The sequence below is a fragment of the Acrocarpospora catenulata genome, assembly GCF_018476525.1.
Lineage (GTDB): Bacteria > Actinomycetota > Actinomycetes > Streptosporangiales > Streptosporangiaceae > Acrocarpospora > Acrocarpospora catenulata.
Window position 1 is genome coordinate 1 of record NZ_JAHCST010000019.1, and the last position, 17,886, is coordinate 17,886.

Annotated in this window: 14 protein-coding genes; 7 read left to right on the top strand and 7 right to left on the bottom strand. The window is 70.5% G+C overall.

Annotated elements, in window-relative coordinates; all coding sequences use genetic code 11:
* Window positions 1–701: 701 nt before the first annotated feature.
* Together KIP79_RS20965 and KIP79_RS20970 are read right to left on the bottom strand one after the other, a co-directional pair.
* Window positions 702–1,466, bottom strand: coding sequence for an SAM-dependent methyltransferase (locus KIP79_RS20965; protein WP_214106577.1), 765 nt, complete (start codon window positions 1,464–1,466; stop codon window positions 702–704).
* Complete coding sequence (locus KIP79_RS20970; protein WP_214106578.1) at window positions 1,459–4,686, bottom strand: ATP-binding protein; 3,228 nt, start codon at window positions 4,684–4,686, stop codon at window positions 1,459–1,461. The genes KIP79_RS20965 and KIP79_RS20970 overlap by 8 nt, the downstream gene beginning before the upstream one ends.
* 149 nt (window positions 4,687–4,835) lie before the next feature.
* Here KIP79_RS20970 and KIP79_RS20975 point away from each other — a divergent pair, with 149 nt between their 5' ends.
* Window positions 4,836–6,200 (top strand): FAD-binding oxidoreductase, encoded by a 1,365-nt coding sequence (locus KIP79_RS20975; protein ID WP_214106579.1) that lies wholly within the window; start codon window positions 4,836–4,838, stop codon window positions 6,198–6,200.
* A 65-nt stretch (window positions 6,201–6,265) separates the two neighbouring features.
* Here the strand turns inward: KIP79_RS20975 and KIP79_RS20980 are convergent, their stop codons facing one another.
* Entirely contained in the window at window positions 6,266–6,454 is a 189-nt protein-coding gene (locus tag KIP79_RS20980) for a DUF5999 family protein (RefSeq protein WP_214106580.1), read from the bottom strand.
* 475 nt (window positions 6,455–6,929) lie between these two features.
* On the opposite strand from KIP79_RS20980, the gene KIP79_RS20985 reads away from it, so the two are divergent.
* From KIP79_RS20985 to KIP79_RS49540, 5 genes are all read left to right on the top strand, one after another.
* Window positions 6,930–7,529 carry a molybdopterin-dependent oxidoreductase gene (locus KIP79_RS20985; RefSeq protein WP_214106581.1) on the top strand — a complete coding sequence of 200 codons (600 nt, stop codon included), beginning with the start codon at window positions 6,930–6,932 and terminating at the stop codon, window positions 7,527–7,529.
* Window position 7,530: 1 nt separating this feature from the next.
* On the top strand, window positions 7,531–8,244 hold the full coding sequence (locus tag KIP79_RS20990; RefSeq protein ID WP_214106582.1) for a ferredoxin reductase: 714 nt from the start codon (window positions 7,531–7,533) through the stop codon (window positions 8,242–8,244).
* 5 nt (window positions 8,245–8,249) lie between these two features.
* A complete protein-coding gene (locus KIP79_RS20995) occupies window positions 8,250–8,519 on the top strand; it encodes a DUF6510 family protein (protein ID WP_214106583.1) in 270 nt (89 codons plus the stop codon).
* A 99-nt stretch (window positions 8,520–8,618) separates the two neighbouring features.
* Window positions 8,619–9,833, top strand: a complete 1,215-nt coding sequence (locus tag KIP79_RS21000) for an LLM class flavin-dependent oxidoreductase (protein WP_214106584.1) — start codon at window positions 8,619–8,621, stop codon at window positions 9,831–9,833.
* Window positions 9,830–10,591: an IclR family transcriptional regulator gene (locus KIP79_RS49540; RefSeq protein WP_214106585.1), complete on the top strand. Its 762-nt coding sequence runs from the start codon at window positions 9,830–9,832 to the stop codon at window positions 10,589–10,591. The genes KIP79_RS21000 and KIP79_RS49540 overlap by 4 nt, the downstream gene beginning before the upstream one ends.
* Before the next feature lie 10 nt (window positions 10,592–10,601).
* Here the strand turns inward: KIP79_RS49540 and KIP79_RS21010 are convergent, their stop codons facing one another.
* Window positions 10,602–12,713, bottom strand: coding sequence for a hypothetical protein (locus KIP79_RS21010; protein ID WP_214106586.1), 2,112 nt, complete (start codon window positions 12,711–12,713; stop codon window positions 10,602–10,604).
* 154 nt (window positions 12,714–12,867) lie between these two features.
* On the opposite strand from KIP79_RS21010, the gene KIP79_RS21015 reads away from it, so the two are divergent.
* Window positions 12,868–13,767 carry a Sco1979 family transcriptional regulator gene (locus KIP79_RS21015; RefSeq protein WP_214106587.1) on the top strand — a complete coding sequence of 300 codons (900 nt, stop codon included), beginning with the start codon at window positions 12,868–12,870 and terminating at the stop codon, window positions 13,765–13,767.
* A 129-nt stretch (window positions 13,768–13,896) separates the two neighbouring features.
* Here KIP79_RS21015 and KIP79_RS21020 read toward each other — a convergent pair whose 3' ends face one another.
* From KIP79_RS21020 to KIP79_RS21030, 3 genes are all read right to left on the bottom strand, one after another.
* A complete protein-coding gene (locus KIP79_RS21020) occupies window positions 13,897–14,628 on the bottom strand; it encodes a neutral zinc metallopeptidase (RefSeq protein ID WP_214106588.1) in 732 nt (243 codons plus the stop codon).
* A 119-nt stretch (window positions 14,629–14,747) separates the two neighbouring features.
* Window positions 14,748–16,049, bottom strand: a complete 1,302-nt coding sequence (locus KIP79_RS21025) for a glycoside hydrolase family 18 protein (RefSeq protein ID WP_214106589.1) — start codon at window positions 16,047–16,049, stop codon at window positions 14,748–14,750.
* A gap of 234 nt (window positions 16,050–16,283) precedes the next feature.
* Complete coding sequence (locus KIP79_RS21030; protein WP_214106590.1) at window positions 16,284–17,801, bottom strand: alpha/beta hydrolase; 1,518 nt, start codon at window positions 17,799–17,801, stop codon at window positions 16,284–16,286.
* Between the last annotated feature and the right edge of the window lie 85 nt (window positions 17,802–17,886).

A 17,886-nucleotide genomic window follows, 5' to 3' on the forward strand; every position in this document is an offset into this window, starting at 1 on the left:
GTGGGGGGTTGGGTGGGCTGGTGGGATGGGTGGGGTTGGGGGGTTTGGGGGGAATTTGGTTTGGGGTTATGGGTTATTTGGGGGAAGTGGTGGTGGATTTGAATATAGGGGGATGGGGGTAGGTCGAAAAGATATTGGATGTGGGGGAGTTTGGGAGATGTGGGTGGGATTTCGCCTATGGTGTGAGCTGACAGTGGTGGGCGTCTTGGGATGTCTCTCTTTCGAATTGGCGCGCCTGAATGGCAGGTGCGATGAGAAGAGAGGCAATCGCCATGATGTGCGACTGTCGAGAAGAGAACGATCAAGAGGAGCCGCGTGCGGACCGGCGTCAGGGCCGGACCGGATTCGTGGTGGTACGGGTGATCCTTTGGATCATCTGGCTCTTGATTGAATCTCGCACCCATTAGGGGTGAGGGGCCTCCTACCGCACAGGGCTGGAACTCTAAGCGGGTAGGAGGCCCCTTTTTTGATGGTGCATTAAAGCGAGTACATACCACCCTAGTGGGTTAGTGGTGCGCTGTACTGCGGTTCAGAGTCATGTCCTTTTCAAAGGAAGCATACAACCAGCTGGATGTATGTAGAGGAGTTACGCCCGTTTTTCCTCATCTAGCTGCAGGTATGACAGAACGGCGCCGAAGATGGCCGCCCGTACTGGGCCCAGAGACGGCCGAACCCGGCGAGGAGAACTCTGCCGATGAGAGCTAAGGTTTGCGGGCGACCGCGCCGTGGGCGTCGATGGAAGGTGGGGAGGGTTCGCCGCGCCACTGGGTGATCTGGGTGAGGCCGGGCGGGATCAGGTCGAGGCCCTCGAAGCAGCGGCCCAGCTGGTCGGGGCTGCGCAGGTGATAGGGGACCGCGCCCGCTTCGATGAGGGCCGCGCCGCCCTCGTTGACGGAGGCGCTGGTGTTGGTGCCGTCCCAGAGGACGAGGTGACTGCCGGACGGCATGGGCGCCAGCGTCCGGGAGACGATGGAGCGCAGGGTGGCGAAGTCGCCGACGTAGCCGAGGACCCCCATGAACATGACCGCGACCGGCTGGGTGAGGTCCAGGCTGGAGGCGGCGACGATGGCCTCGGGGTCGTGGTAGTCGGCCTCCAGGTAGGTGACCGGCCCGGGCGGGGTCCCGAGTAACGCGCGGCTCTGCTCGATGACCAGGGGATCGTTGTCGACGTACACGACCCGGGACTCGGGCGCGATCTCCTGGGCGACCTCGTGGGTGTTGGACATGGTCGGCAGACCGGTGCCGATGTCCAGGAACTGGCGGATTCCCGCTTCGGCGGTGAGGAACCGCACCACCCGGATCAGGAAGCGACGAGACTCCAGGGCCATGGTGACGATGTCCGGGTAGACGTCCGCGACGGCCTTGCCGGCGGCGCGGTCGGCCTCGTAGTTGTCGGTGCCGCCCATCCAGTAGTTCCAGATCCGGGCGGCGTGCGGAACGCCGTCATCGAACTGAAGATCATCCACGAGGGACTCCTAGCGCGAGGGTGGCCGGGCTGGTCAGGGCGGTGAGGCCGAGGCGGTCGTGGACGGCGAGCGCCTGGGTGGCGTGTTCCCGGGCCAGGGCGGGCTCGTCGAGGGCGGCGGCCAGTTCGGCCAGGACCTGGTGGACCGAGCCCCAGCAGACCACCTGGCTGCCCATCACCACAAGCTGATCGGCGAAGGGCGCCAGACGGTCGTACATCGCCCGGGGGTCGGGCATGCCGAGCCGCGCGGCGACCAGCCCCCAGCCGGCCGTGACGAACCCGGTGCTCCAGTCCGAGGGGAGCCGGCACGACCAGAGCTCGGTGAGCCGTCGCGCCTCCGCGACATCCCCGGCGGCGAACGTCGCCAGCACCGCCATCGGCCGCATCGGCGCGTGGATGGCCTCCTCTGCGGTCTCGGTCAGCGCTCCGGCGAGCTCCCCGGCCCGGCCCTGCGCCCACCGGCTGGTGAACAGGGTGGCCAGCCGGCAGTCCACCAGGCCCCACATGGTGGTCAGGTCGAGCAGCCGCCCGTACTCGGCGGTGAGCCGCTCCGACTCGGTCCACCGCCCCGCCATCGCGGCCCGGGTGGACTCGGCCACCCAGACCATCGCGGCCAGGTCCGGCTGGCGCACCTCGGCGACCAGGCGGCGGCAGCGCGCCAGCTCGGTGTGCCACTCCTCGACCCGGCCCAGCTCCAGCAGCCCCACCATGCGCATGATCCGGGCCACCAGTTCGGTGGACCTGGACAGCGAGGGCAGGCTCAGCATCTCCTCGGCGGCGGCCAGCCTGGCCTGCTCCCGGCCGGATATCCAGGCGGCGTTGATGAAGTTGTTCAGGGTCCTGGCCAGCAGCACCGGGTCGCCGAGCCGCCGCGCGATCTCCACCGCCTCGGCCGCGTGCCGCTCTCCCTCGGCGCGGCGCGGCCCGTAGTACAGCTCCAGGCCGAGCGTGCCGAGCAGGGCGGCCCGCTGCTCGTCGGGAAGTTCCCCGGCCAGCAGGTCCTCCAGTACGGCCACCATGTGGTCGTCGACGGTGCCGTAGACCCGCCAGTTCCACACGGTCACCCCGCCGAAGACCATGGTGGCCTCGGCCATCGCGGCCCGGTCGCCGGTCGCCTCGGCCAGGGCGATGGCCTCGGCCAGGGTGGCGTGCGCGCCGGTCACGTCGCCGGTCACCCGCTGGGCCCGCCCGAGCTCGATGAGCAGTTCGCACCGCCGTCCCGGCTCGCCCTCCCCGTACGCGGCGAGCGCGGTCCGCCAGAGCACGACCGCCTCGTCGAAGGCCAGCTGGGCGGTGGCCTGCCGGGCCGCCTGGCTGGCGTAGGAGACCGCTCTGGCCGCGCCACCGACCCGGGCGGCCAGGGCGAAATGGTGGGCCAGCACCGGCAGCGGGGCGTTCCCCGCCGCGAGGGCCTCGCCCGCCCGCAGGTGCAGCCTGGCCCTGGCCAGCCGGTCGAGCCCGGCGTACAGGGCGTCGCACACCAGTACGTGCGAGAACCGGTAGTCGAAGCCGTCGGGGGTCTCGGCGAGCAGGCCGGTGGCCACCGCGGGGGCCAGCCCGGCCATCACCTCCTCCTGCGGGGTCTCCGCGGCCGTGGCCAGCACCTCCAGCCGGACCTCCCGGCCGAGCACGGCGGCGGTGCGCAGCAGCTCCTGGGTGCCGGCGGGCAGCCGGGCGACCCGGCGGGAGAGCACCTCGCGGACCGTCTCCGGCACCTCCTCCAGCTGCTCGCTGTCCAGCAGCCGGACCAGTTCCCCCAGGTAGAAGGGGTTGCCGCCGGTGCGCTGGTGGAGTTTGCCGGCCAGTTCCCGATCGGCCTGGCCGCCCAGGAAGGCGGCCACCTCGTCGCGGGTGAACGGGGGGAGCCTGAGCCGCTCGGTGCCGGGTTCCCGGGTGAGCGCGGCCAGCGTCTCGGCCAGCTGCTCGGGCTCCCTGCCGGGTTCCGGGCGGAGGGTGGCCAGCACCAGCACCGGCCGCCGGTGCAGTTCCCTGGCCACGTACCTGAGCAGCCGGAGCGAGGCGGCGTCGGCGGAGTGCAGGTCGTCCAGGACGACCAGGACGGGTTCCCCGTTCAGGGCGGCCAGCACCTGGTCGTACAGCTCGAACAGGGCGGCGTCCAGATCGGTGGCGACCTGGCCGGAGCCGGTGGCCAGCAGCTGCACGGTCTCGGCCGCGCCCAGCTCGCGCAGCGCCTGCGCCCAGGGCCAGAACGCGGGCGCGGCGTCGGCCTCCACGCACCGGCCCCAGGCCACCCGGATGCCCGCCGCCTCCGCCGCCGTCTGGGCCAGCCGGGTCTTGCCGATCCCCGCCTCCCCGACGACCAGCACCACCCCGCCCCGCCCCTGTACGGCCTCCGCCACCCGTTCCCCGATCCGGCGCAGCTGGGAGTCCCTGGCGATGAGCGTGGCCTGCGGCCGGGCCGGGGCGGCGGCGGGGGGCGCCGGGGCGTCCAGGGCCGCCGACTGCTCGAAGACGGCCTGCTCCAGGCGGCGCAGCTCGGGCCCGGGCTCCAGCCCGAGGTCGTCGGCGAGCAGGGTACGGACCCGGCGGAGCGCCCCCAGCGCCTCGGCCTGCCGCCCGGCCCGGTAGAGCGCCAGCACCAGCAGCCCCCAGAGCCGCTCCCGGTACGGGTAGGCCTCGACCAGCCGTTCCAGGTCGGCCACGGCGGAGCCGCTGTCCCCCAGCGCGAGGCGGGCCTCGAACCGGTCCTCGGTCACCGCCGCCTGCAGCTCGGTGAGCCGCGCGATCACCGGCTGCGCGAAGCCGTACCCGGCGAACTCGGCCAGTGGCTCGCCGCGCCAGGTGGCCAGGGCCCGGTCGAAGGCGTCCATGGCGGCGCCGTAGGCGCGGCGGGACAGCGCCTGGCGGCCCTCCTCGGCGTCGGTGGTGAACCGGATCAGGTCGACCTGGGCGGGCTTGATGGCCAGCAGGTAGCCGGGTTCCCTGGTGACCAGCACCGTGGCGGGGGAGCGCGGCGGCCGGTCGGGCTCCAGTGCCCGGCGCAGGTGGGAGATGTACGCCTGGAGCGTTCCGATCGCCGAGGAGGGCGTCGCGTCGTCCCACAGCTCGTCCACCAGCCGGTCCAGGGAGACGATCCGGCCGGGGTCCAGCGCGAGCAGGGCCAGCACGGCCCGCTGCTTGCGCGGCCCGAGCTCGAGGAGCGTGCCGTCGGCTGTGCCGACCTCAAAAGGGCCGAAGAGGCGAAAAGCCAACGAGTTCATGCCACTCCCAGAAGATCTGCGCAGACAACACTAAGGGCAGTCGGGAGCGGCTTGGAAGCGGCTTGGAGGCCGTCCAAGTCGCGTCCATGATTCCTGCAAATCCGTCACTGCACCCTGATGTCACCACAAAGACATTCAGGGGAGAGAAAATGATCGACTACAGCGCCCTCCGCGCCGACCTGCGCCGCGTGGTCCGCGGTCAGGTGCTGGTCAGCGGTGACTCCGGCTTCGACCAGGCCAGGCTGCCCTGGGACTCCGCGGTTGAGCAGCGGGTGAGCGCCGTGGTGGAGGTGGCCGACGCCGCCGACGCCGCCGCGCTGGTGGGATACGCCCGGGGCGCCGGGCTCGGCCTGGCCACCCAGCCGCTGGGCCACGCCCCGGCCACGTTCGACGACGCCATCCTGGTCCGCACCAAGCGGCTGTCCGGCATCGAGATCGATCCGCGGGAACGCACCGCGCGCATCGGTTCCGGCGTGCTCTGGGGCGACGTGCTGGCCGCCTCGAGCAAGCACGGCCTGACCGGGCTGGCCGGGAGCACCGGCTACGTGAGCACCACCGGCTTCACCCTGGGCGGCGGCCTGTCCTGGTTCGGCCGCAAGTACGGCTTCGCCGCCAACAACGTGCGCTGGTTCGACATCGTGGACGCCGACGGCGTGCCGCAGCGGGTGACCGCCGACTCCGACCCGGAGCTGTTCTGGGCGCTGCGCGGCGGCGGCGGTGACTTCGCCCTGGTCACTGGCATGGAGTTCAACCTGTTCCCGACCCCCGAGCTGTACGGCGGGCGCATCCTCTGGCCGGCCGCCAAGGCCCAGGAGGTGATGGCCGCCTTCCGCGAGATCACTGCGACGGCCCCCGAGGAGCTGACCCTCTGGTTCCAGCTGATCCAGTTCCCGCCCTTCCCCGAGCTGCCCGAGCCGCTGCGCGGCCTGTCCGCGGTCGTCATGGACGTGACCTACCTCGGTTCCGCCGCCGAGGCGGCCGAGTTGCTCGCCCCCTTCGACCGCATCCCGGGCGCGATCATGGACGGCCGGGGCATGATGGACGTCGCCGACCTGCCCGGCATCTGCGCCGAGCCGACCGATCCGATGGCCGCGCTGAGCCACACCGAGCTCTTCGAGCGGTTCGACGCCGAGGCCGCCGCCCAGCTGCTGGCCGCCGCCGGTCCCGGCACCATCGAGCCGCTGGTGACGCTCCAGGTACGGCACCTGGGCGGCGCGCTCAGCCGGGCCGCCGAGACCGACGGGGCCTGCGGGCACGTCGCGGAGCCGTACCTGCTGTTCATGCTGGGGGTGCTGCCGTTCCCCGAGCTGGCGGGGCCGATCAAGGCGAAGCAGCAGGCGATCGCCGGTGCGGTGCGGCCGTACGTGTCGGGCCGGCAGCCCTTCACCCTGCTCAACCACGGCGCGCCGGCCTCGGACGCGTTCCCGGCGGAGACGGTGGAGCGGCTGCGGGAGATCAAGCGGCGGCGTGACCCTCGCGGGACGTTCCGCAGCAACCACTCGGTGCTTGGGTAAAAACACAAAAAACTTCCGGCCGGATCGGGGTGATCCGGCCGGAAGTCCGTGGGAGAGGATGATCGTCAGGCGGCGACGAGCCCCCGGTGGGGCGACATGACGGACCGGTCGGGCATCAGCAGGCCGGTGTCCTCGAACAGGATGACCCCGTTGCACAGAAGGCTCCAGCCCTGCTCGGGGTGGGCCGCCACGACGTGCGCGGCTTCGCGGTCTGAGGCGTAGGGGGAGGGACATGAAGGCTTGTGCTGGCACATGGTCTTTACCTCTTCTGGTCGCACTCCATTTGCGGTCTTGGGGCCGGCGGTCTCTTCATGGGGTCCGTCGCCTCGTGGTCTCAGGGTGCGCGCCGCCGCTGACAGTTCGCTTTCAGGTCGCTAACCAACGTCTTACGCGCCACTCTATGATCTTTACCGAAGCTTCTGTTTGGCTATCTGTCGGTCAGGAACTTCGTCTTGATACTTCATTGAACAGCACCGCTAACCCCTATATTTCGTCATGAAGGCAAAGAAACCGCTGGTCAGCGAGGTTTTTCCTGATGGGCGGCGGAATGCCACACCAGCCTCACGCGGCCCTCTGGCAAGCTAATAAAATGCCACAATTCTCACTTGAGTCTCCCGACACGCTGACGCCACATCATGAACGGGATTGCGGCCGTGGCCGGGTGAAACGCCGCGCGTACACAAGATCGCTCAGCCGTGGTGAACTATCGTGGGCCGCAGGGAGGCAACCATGGCAATCGTTTCGCGTGGCTTCCAGGGGCGCCGCCGGGAGGAGAGCGTCAAGCTCCCGCCGGGGCAGTATCTGACCTACGACTTCCCGGTGCTCTCCGCCGGTCCGACGCCGCGGATCCCGCTGGACCGCTGGGAGTTCGCCATCGACACCGAGGCCGGGCAGACCCACCGCTGGACCTGGCCGGAGCTGATGGCCCTGCCCGCCGAGCAGCCCACCGTGGACCTGCACTGCGTCACCAAGTGGTCAAAACTCGCCACCCACTGGCGGGGCGTCTCGCTGGACGTGCTCATGGCGGACGTGGAGACCACCGCCGAGTACGCGCTGGTCTACTCCTACGGCGGCTACACCACCAACCTCCCGCTGGAGGACCTGCTGGACGGCAAGGCCTGGATCGCCTACGCCTTCGAGGGCGAGGAGCTGGAGCCCCAGCACGGCGGCCCGGCCCGGCTGCTGGTCCCGCACCTTTACCTGTGGAAGTCGGCCAAGTGGGTGCGCGGCATCCGGCTGCTGCACGAGGACTGGCCGGGCTTCTGGGAGACCGCCGGGTACCACGACTACGGCGACCCATGGCGCGAGCAGCGCTACCAGGGGGACTGACGTGCGCCCGCTACCGTGGCGCGCGGCCAAGCTGGTCGAGATCCGCCAGGAGACCCGCACGGCCCGCACCCTGGCCTTCGCCGTGCCCGGCTGGCCGGGGCACCTGGCCGGCCAGCACGTGGACGTGCGGCTGACCGCGCCCGACGGGTACAGCACCCAGCGCAGCTACTCGCTGGCCGCCCCGGAGGACGGGGACCGGGTGGAGCTCACCGTCGAGCTGGTGGCGGACGGGGAGGTCTCGCCGTACCTGACCGAGGTGCTGGAGGTCGGCGACCTGGTGGAGCTCCGGGGGCCGGTGGGCGGCTGGTTCGTCTGGCGGCCGGAGTCCGCCCGCCCGGTGCTGCTGGTGGCCGGAGGGTCGGGGCTGGTCCCGCTGATGGCCATGATCCGCGCCCGGCGGCGATCCGCAGGACTGGCGCCGTTCCACCTGGTCTACTCGATCCGCGAGCCCGCCCAGCGCCTCTACCCGGCCGAGCTGGACCGGCCCGACCCGGGCCTGCGCGTCGACTACCTCTACACCCGGGCCACCCCCGGCGGGTACGGCAGGCCGCCCGGCCGCATCACCCGCGCCGACCTGCTGACCGCGGACCCGGACGCCGACTGTTTCGTGTGCGGCCCGACCGGGTTCGTGGAGGCCGCCGCCGACCACCTGATCGCGCTCGGCCACGACGCGGCCAGGATCCGAACCGAACGATTCGGCCCCACCGGAGGGTGAACCCGATGTCCACCGAGAACGACTATCTGGACGGCAACACCCTGGCAGGCCCGCTCGCCGAGCTCTTCGCCGTGGACCTGACGGTGGCCGAGGGGAAGTGCGTCAGCTGCGGCCGTAACGGGCCCATCGCCGACCTGCGGGTGTACGGCCCCGAGCCCGGCCTGGTGGCCCGCTGCCCCGGTTGCGAGGAGGTGATCCTGCGGCTGGTCCGCACCCCGGACGCCGCCTGGCTGGACCTGCGGGGCGTGGTCGCGCTCCGGGTCCCCCTCCCGTGACTTCCCGGCGGGACACGTTTTACCGGCTGTTCACGCGGCCTTGCGTCAGACGCAAAACCGGTATTGCCCTGCTAAATCCCGGTATTTGATCATCTGGGCATGAGGTTCTCCCTGTTCTATCCCGTGGCGGTGGCCTCCGCCGCCGACCTCGGGACGGGCCTGCTCGGCCTGGATCGCCACCGCTACCACACCACGATCGACGAACTCCGAGAGCAGGCCGTCTGCGCCGACCAGACCGGCTGGACGTCCCTGATGCTGGCCGAACACCACTTCGAGGTGGAGGGGTACCAGGTCACCCCGAACCCGCTGATGCTCAACGTCTACCTGGCCCAGCACACCACCCGGCTCCGGCACGGCCAGATGGGCCTGGTGCTGCCCAACTGGAACCCGCTCCGGCTGGCCGAGGACATCGCCATGGCCGACCACCTCACCGGCGGGCGGCTGGACATCGGGCTCAGCCGCGGCTACCAGACCCGCTCGGTCGGGGTGCTCGGCCAGCACTACGGCGCCAACGTGGCCGGCAGCGGCCGGGCCGAGGTGGAGGCGCACAACCGCCGGGTCTTCGAGGAGTGGTTCGAGGTGCTCCGCCGCTCCTGGACCGAGGACCTCTGGTCGTACGACGGGGAGTTCATCAAGATCCCGATGCCCGGCCTGAGCTGGCCGCACCCGATCTCCACCCGGCTCGGGGCCGGCGTCGAGAACGGCGAGGTCAAGCAGATCGCCACGGTGCCCAAACCCCTCCAGACCCCGCATCCGCCGCTGTTCACCACGCTCACCCAGAGCTCGGCCACCCTGGACTGGGCGGCCCGGGTGGGCAGCTCCATCGTGACCATCGCCACCGACCACGCCATGCTGCGCGGCCTGTTCGAGTCGTACGCGGAACTGGCCACCGGCTACGGGCGGCCGATGGCCCCCGGCGCGTGGAGCCCCGGCGGGGGAGTGGCGGTGTGCCGGATGCTCGCGATGGGCAGAACCCACGAGGAAGCATGGGAGACCGCACGGCAGAGTGTGGCCTTCACCGCGGACTGGCTGGGCGAGTTCGGCTTCTTCGAGGCGTGGCGGCTGCCCGGGCAGACCGGGCCGGTGCCCCGCACGCTGGAGCAGCTGGTCGCCGCCGGAGCCATGCTGGTGGGCACCCCGGACGAGGTGGGTGAGCAGGTGGAACGACTCCGCGACGAGCTCGGGGTGGAGTACGTCGTCTTCGTGGCGTGTGGCGGCGCGGTGGATCACGGCCGGATGCTGGACACTATCCAGCTCTTCGGCGACCACGTCATCCCGCGTGTCTCCGCCGGCGTGTCGGGCGCCCGGGTGTGAGCCGCCCGTCCTCCGACGGCCACGTCCGGTCGGTCCAGCGCGGCCTGGCCGCGCTGGACCTGCTGGTTGCGGCGGCCCCGCACACGGTCAGGGTCTGCGACGTGGCCGACCATCTGGAGGTCGACCAGGGTACGGCGTCCCGCATGCTGGCCACCCTGGTCGAGGCCGGTTACGCCAGCCGCACCCCCGACCGGCGCTACACGGTGGGCCCGCGCTCGCTGCCGATGGCGGTGCACTGGCTGAACCGGCTGCGCCGCGCGGCGGAGGGGCCGATGGGCCGGGTGAGCCGGGCCACGGGGGAGATCGTGATGCTCAGCCAGCTGCTCGGCAACGTGGACGTGCCGATCTCCTGGCTGCCCGGCCGGGACGAGCGGCCGGGCCTGCCCGCGTTCGACGCCAACTACCCGATCTGGGCGACGGCCAGCGGCCGTGCGCTGCTCAGCCACCTGTCGCCAGGGGCCCAGATGCAGCTGCTGCCGCCGGAGCCGTACCCCCGGCTGACCCCGCTGACCACCAGGGACTGGACCTCGCTGCGCGAGGCGATCCGCGCCGGGTCCCGGCGTGGCCTGCACATCGAGCAGGACGAGGTGATCTCCGGCCTGTGGTGCGCCTCGGTTCCGCTGGAGCGCTGCGCGGGCGGCGAGGTCATCGCCCTGGGCGTGGTCGTGGCGGGCGAGCCGACCGCCAGGCAACGCGCCCGCATCCTCAACACCCTCGCCGACGAGACCCGCGACCTGGGCTTCGCCCTGTCCGCCTGAACGGTCCACGTCAGGGACCGGAAAGGGCCTCCAGGGCGTCCGAATACCGCTGGTCCAGGTAGTAGTCGACGTGGCCGAGGACGCGGGCGCCGGCAACCGCGTCCTCGGGGTCCCAGAGGGACTGGTCGGTCGCGGCCGGGTCCGCCGGTTCGATCGCGGCGAAGGCGAACACCGGCCCTCCGATCGGGTCGGAGTCGCGGTAGAGGTTCTGCCAGCCCATCGCCTCCCGTACGGCGTGCAACATGCCCAGATCGAAATAGGCCGGGAAGAACCGCGCGTACAGCCGGGCCAGCGGCGACCCGTGGGTGAGCAGCCGCGCCGAGGGCCGGTCCGCCGGGTCGAGCTGGAGCACCACCGCGGCGGCGATCACGCTGCCCTGGCTGTGCCCGGACAGCACCACCCGGTTGCCCTCCCCGATCAGCCGGTTCATCCGGGTGATCAGCTCCGGCACCACCCGCTCGCTGTAGCAGGGCGGCGCCAGCGGGTGGATGGCCCGGGGCCAGAACGTGCTCAGATCCCAGAGCACCCCGACCGTACGGCGCAGCACCGGCACCCGGTAGGCCAGCCAGCCCACCACCAGCAGCACCACCACGAACCCGCCCAGAATGATCGCCCCGGCGGCGACCAGCGGCGGCCACGGCCGGGTCTCCGGGCCGGTGGCCAGCACCACCCCGACCAGGGCCAGCGTGCCGAGCGCGGTCAGCGCCAGGGCGGCCAGCACCACCTGCGCCTTGTCGGTGAGGGTGGCCGCCGCCCAGGCCCGGGCCACCCTGGCCCGCTCGCCGGGCGGGTAGCGGCCGTCGATCAGCGCGTTGGGGGCGGCGGCCGTGCGGAGCCAGGTCACCAGGAGCCAGATCCCCAGCAGGAGGACCGTGCCGATTCCGATGGGCACCGCGTACAGCGCCCAGGCGTAGGAGTCGGGCAGCACCACCGCGTCGGCGGGGGTGGACACGGGGGCGAAGACCGGGGTGCCGACCAGCTCGGCGGCGGCGAAGGAGGCGCCGATGCTGAAGGCCGCCGTGTAGGTCCAGGCGATCAGCAGGGTGGCGGGCGCGGCCAGGCCCAGCAGGGCCCGGTCGTACAGGCCGGGGGGACGGCCGCCCCTGGCCAGGAGCGCCACGCCCAGGGCGATCAGCGCGATCAGGCCGATCTGGGTCCAGAGCAGGGTCACCACCAGCGGTCCGAACCCGGGCAGCGGACCGGCCGCCGGGGCCTGGCCGTCCGTGCGGAACAGCAGGATCAGCGCCGCCACGTACAGCGCCAGGCCCGCCCAGCGCAGCCCGGTGCACAGCAGCGTGAGGGCGGTCGGCGCCGCCCCGGGGTCCCGCCTGGTCGCCGCGTACGGCAGCGCCACGCTGATCACCACCACCGCGCCGACGGTCGCCTCGGCGGCCAGCAGCGCCGGCGACGGGAAGGCCAGGGTCAGCACGGCGGCGATCAGCGTGAACCCGAAGGCCACGTGGAGCGAGCGCAGCCGCCCCACCGGCGGGCCGCCGTTCCACATCCGGCGCCGGGCCAGCAGCGGCCCGCCCGGCTCAGGCTCGGCGCCCTCCGGCACCGGCACCCGGTCGGTGGCCTGCCAGGACCGGTTGCTCAGCAGCCACATCAGCGCGAGCACCAGCGCGGGCAGCAGCGAGGCCAGCGCCAGCCGGAGCGGGGCCTCGGCGGGCCCGAGCCGCCCGAGCCAGGTGGTGGCGGCGTGGCCCGACTGCCAGCCGAGGATGTCCACCGCCACGCCCGCGAAGCCGAGCAGCGCGGTGCCGGTGAGCGAGAGCGCGAACAGCCGCTGCCCGGCGTCCACCGCCAGGCGCACCCCGCCGGAGCGTTCCACACCGTTCACCATGCGCCGGGGTGTCATGAAGAAGGCGATGTTGGCCAGCGCGAACGGCAGCAGCAGGAGCCAGAGCGCCCGGCTGGCGCGGCCCGAGGTGAGGCTGCCCCAGACGTACGCCTGCCGGTTCCAGTCGTCCGGCTGGGGGTCGGGGCGGTAGAAGCCGACCCCGCCGGTGACGCCGTCCGGTTCGACCTTGCCGGGATTCGCTGTGCCGGGATGGCCGGGGTAGAGGACCGACTGCGGGGACGCGCCCGCCACTCCGTGTACGCGTAATTCCACGCGGTGCATCTGCCAAGTGTGGATACCGGAACCCAGGGTCACAATCTCCCCCCTGGTTAACTTGCCGTAACGATCAATGTCGGATCTCGGCTGGGAATCGGGGGGTGGCGCGTGCGACACTCGGAGAGGCCACAAATCGGCAAATTGCTGTCTTGGAGTGAATATGCGCGTGGATCGGGCTGGACAGGATCTGCCCGACATATCCGGCTTCGTGCATGAAAAAGCCGGACCGACCGTTTTGCGGATGCTGGTCGGTGCGCAATTGCGCCGGTTGCGCGAGGCCGCCGGGATGTCCAGGGAGAAGGCCGGGGACGCCATCCGGGGGTCGCACTCCAAGATCAGCCGCATGGAGCTGGGCCGCCATTCCTTCAAGCTCCGCGACGTCGCCGACCTGCTCGACCTGTACGGCGCCACCCGCGACGAGCGCGACAGCCTGCTCTGCCTGGCCGAGCAGAGCAACGCGTCCGCCTGGTGGCACGCCTACCGCGACGTCATCCCCGACTGGTTCGACCAGTACCTCGGCCTGGAGCAGGCCGCCTCGGTGATCCGCAGCTCGGAGGTCCAGTTCATCCCCGGCCTCCTCCAGACCGAGCAGTACGCCCGAGCGGTCATCCGCCTCGGCCACCTGGACGCGCCCAACGCCGAGATCGAACGCCGGGTGGCACTTCGCCTGCGCCGTCAGGAGATCCTCCGCAAGCAGTCCCCCGCCGTCCTCTGGACGGTCATCGACGAGGCCGCGCTCCGCCGCCAGATCGGCGACCGGGAGATCATGCGCGCCCAGCTCGCCCACCTGCGCGAGCTCTCCCACCTACGCAACGTCACCATCCAGGTGATGCCGTTCAGCAGCGGCCACCCGGTCGGCGGCGGCCCGGTCACCATCCTCCGCTTCGCCGAGACCCGCGTCCCCGACGTCGCCTACCTCGAACAACTGGCCCAGGCGTCCTACCTCAGCAAGCCCAACGACCTCGACACCTACTGGCACCTGATGAACCAACTCTGCGTCCTGGCCGCCACCCCCGACGAGTCCCGAGATCTGATCCGCCAGATCATCGCCGAAACCTGAGCCGACCGCGCCGGTTCCACCGAGCGGAGAGCCACTGGTGTAGGTCGTCTCTTTCGAGGGGCGGCCCGGCCCGCCGGTGGGAACCCGAACGCCTGCCGTTTGGCCGCCGTGCCCTCGTGAAAAACGGTGCTAGGCGACCTTCGGTGAACTCGCCGTCCACGTATTGCAGGCGCCGGGCTTGCCCGTCTGGTAGCCCTTCTTGATCCAGTACAGGCGGCTGGCAGGTTTGCCGTTCCACTTGTAGCCGGCGTACTCACTGGGCTCCATTCCGGCGATCACCGGCTTGAAGTTCTTGATCTTCCGGCCCAGGCTCTTGGCGGACACCCCGGCCAGACAGTCGGCCTGCAGGTAGAAGCGGCGATTCTGCTCCTCCATGTCGGCTCCGGTCCGGTCGTTGGGCAGGGCCCACCACGCCCGGCCGATGCCCGTCTGTCCCTGGACCACGCCGCTCCACGCCCGCATGACGGCCGCGAACGCCTTCACGTCGTTCTTGGAGTTGATCCAGTCGTTGGCCAGCCGCACTTCGATGGCCTGGCCGCAGATCTCGGCATAGGAACCGGCGATGTCCAGCCCGGTGGCGCAGGACTCCTTGTCGGTCTTGAACACGACCGCCACCGGCTGGAAGTCGTCAATCGTGCCTTTCCAGGCGGAGTTCAGGCAGGAGACGAGTTTCTTGACGTATTTCTCGGTCGAGGACTTGGTGGTGCCCTTGACCGGCTTGCAGGAAATCTTCGGTAGAGCACCCTTCTTGTAGAGCTTGTTGTGGGTCAGTACGGGTTCGCCCTTGATGGGAGCGGCGTGGGCCGTACCGGAAAGCAGGACGAGGCCTGCCACTGTGGCGCCCAGTAAACGCGTGATCATGTGATCGGAGAGTAGTGGGGCGCGTCCCGGCATGGCCGGAAACTTCTCAGCTTCTTCACAAAATCTCCCCAATGAGTACGACAACGGCGCATCCTGTCACCCACGCCAGAAGGCGATAGCTACTTCAGCTCGTTCCAGAGAGCGGTGGTGAGGGATGCCTGGGCGTCGTCGCCGTCGAGGGACCACAGCATGGAACCGCCGAGGCCGCGGGCCTTGATGTACTGCGCCTTCTGAGTGAGTAGCGTGGGGTCGTCGTAGCTCCACCAGTTGCTGCCGTCGTAGAGCCAGAGGGCGCCGATCGCGGTGTCGCGGTAGCGGGTGCCGCGGCTGGCGACGATCTTCTTGTAGTCCTCGGTGCCGTTCTCGTACGTACCGCGGGCGGGCCCGGTGGAGGTCTGGTAGAGGCCGTTGTTCGTGTTAGGGACGCCCTTCCAGCCCTTGCCGTAGGCGGGGACGCCGACAATGATCTTGCCTGCGGGGGCGCCGCGGGACAAGTAGGCGCCGACGGCGGCGTCCACGCTGAACTTCTCCGCTGACGGGTCCTGCGGGTCGGAGTAGAGGTTGGACTGATGTCCGGTCCTGCTGTTCCACGGCCCGTTGAAGTCGTAACCCTGCACGGTGGCGAAATCAAGCGAAGAGAAGACCCCCGGCACCTCGACCCCGGCGTCGATCTTGACGGGGTCGGCGGGGAGAAAAGCCGTCAGGTAGTAGTGCCTGCCGGTCTGCGTGCCGTACGCGTCGAGCTGGCGGCGGAGTTCGGCCAGCAGCAAGGTGAAGTTCTGCTTGTCCTCGGGGCGGACGACGTTACCGACGTTGCCCGCGGAACCGGGCCACTCCCAGTCGATGTCGATGCCGTCGAAAACGCCCGCGCCGGAGCCGGGCCCGCCGTGCGGGGAGGTGCCGATCTTGGGGAGGTTACCCTTGAGGTACAGGTCGATGCAGGACGCGGCGAAGGCCTGGCGGGAGGCCGGGGTCAGAGCGGCGTTGGAGAAGTACTTCGACCAGGTCCAGCCGCCCAGGGAGATCAGCACCTTCAGGCCGGGATGCTTGGCCTTGAGCTTTCTGAGCTGATTGAAATTGCCGGCCAGCGGCTGGGTGACGACGTCTCCGACTCCGTCGACAGAATCGCCCGCCTTGAACCGTTGCTGATAATCCGCCCACGCGTCGCCCACTCCGGCCTCGTTGGCCTCGAAGCACAGGCCCTGCTCGCTGACGTTTCCGAACGCGTAGTTGATCGTGGTGAGCTTGGCCGCCGCGCCGCTGGTATCGACATTCTTGACGAGGAAGCTCCGCTTGTAGATGCCCCACTGGGTGAAGTAGGCGACCCGTTCGTGGGCGACGGCCGCGCTCGCGGGGCCGATGGATGGCAGGAGGCTTGCGGCAACGACGCAGACGGCGGCTAGTCGGCGAAACAGAGACATGGACGCCTCCCAGGGCGGCTCGTCCCCCAAATTATTAAGAAAGCTTCCTAAAGATTAGATGTTGATCAGGCAAGCCGCAACGGTCAAGCCTGACCGGCGCCAAAACCTGCTCGTGGCGCCGGCCTGCGATCTTCGTCGTCGTCGCCAGACAACTCTGCGGGGCTGGCCATCGTGGGCGTCGACGACTCCCCGGTCGAGCTGCCGGCCCGCGGCTCGGGCGAGCGACCCCCGTGATCAGGTACCCGCCGCGCAGACGGTCCCGTTCCTGGGCGTCTTCCCCGTCAGCAGGTACGTGCTGACCTGCCGCCGCACGCACTCCGACTGGAAGAAGGCGGTGTGCCCGTCCCCGTCCAGGGTGAGCAGCACCCCGGAGTCGAACTGCCGGGCCAGCGCCTTGGCCTGCGCGTACGGCGTGGCCGAGTCGCGCAGCGTGCCCACCACCAGGATCGGCGCCGAGCCCTTGGCCGGCAGCGAGTTGGGCACCGGGGACGGCTCGGCCGGCCAGTTCGCGCACGAGTCGGTGGTGTCGTCCCCGTCGCCGAAGTAGTCGGCGAACAGCGTCGGCTTCTCGTTGTTCTCGACGTAGGCGACCGGCCGGGAGTGGGCGGTGGCGGACGTGCTCCGCGGCCGGTCGGCGCAGTTGACCGCGCGGAACGCGTCGCCGATGTTGCTGTAGGTCCCGTCCGGACGCCGCTCGTTGTAGAAGTCGGCCAGCGACTGGAGGCCGGTGCCGTCGCCCTTGAAGCCCTTGGTCAGCGCGTGCCGCAGCTCCGGCCAGGTGTCGGCGCTGTACAGGGCGGACATGATGCCGGTCAGCGCCACCGGCTCGGTCACCTTCCTGTCGTCCGTCGTGGAGGGCAGGGACTTGCGGTCGGCCCGCTTCAGCAGCCGCCTGGTCTCGGCGAACGCCTTGGCCACGGTACGCCCCTTGAACGGGCAGTTCGCGGCCTTGAAGCAGTCCTTCACGAAGGAGGTGTAGGCCAGGTCGAAGCCCGCGCCCTGGTTGTCGACCGACTCGTTGTCGGTCAGCGCGGGATCGATCGCGCCGTCCAGGGTCATCGTCCTGACCCGCTTGGGGAACAGGTCGGCGTACACCGCGCCCAGGTAGGTGCCGTAGGAGAAGCCCAGGTAGCTCAGCCGTTCGTCGCCGAGCGCGGCGCGCAGCACGTCCATGTCCCTGGCCGCGTCGAGCGTGCCCACATGCGGCAGCAGGTGGCCGGAGTTGCGCTCGCAGGCCTTCAGGTACTTGTGTTCCGCCGCCTTGAGCGCCTTCTCCTCGGCCCTGGTCTCAGGCGTGTCGTCGACGGCCAGGTACGCGTCCTGCTCCGGGCCCGTCAGGCAGCGCACCGGCGTCGACTCGCCCACCCCGCGCGGATCGAAGCTGACCAGGTCGAACTGGGCCCGCAACGCCGGGCCGAAGGAGGCGTTGCTCTCGCGCAGGAACTCCAGCCCGGACCCGCCCGGGCCGCCCGGGTTGGTGACCAGGGAGCCGATGCGCTTGCCCCCGGCGGCCGGCAGCCGGATCACCGCGATCTGGATGGTCTCCCCGCCGGGGTCGCGATAGTCCAGCGGCACCGTCAGCCTGGCGCACTGGAAGCGCTCACCGCAGCCGGTCCAGCTGAGTCGCTGAGTGTAGAACCTGTCCAGACCGGGCTTTCCGGCCGAGGACTGATCCGCCCGGGCCGGCGACGCGAAGCCGGTGGCGAGCAGCCCCACGCCCAGCACCGTGATGAGTCTGGATGCGCGTCCCATATGCGTGTCCTTCGGGTCGATTCGGGTGGCAGGCTCCACCCGCATCGGCGCATCCCACGCTTACGGCGCTCGTCAGGTTCGTGAG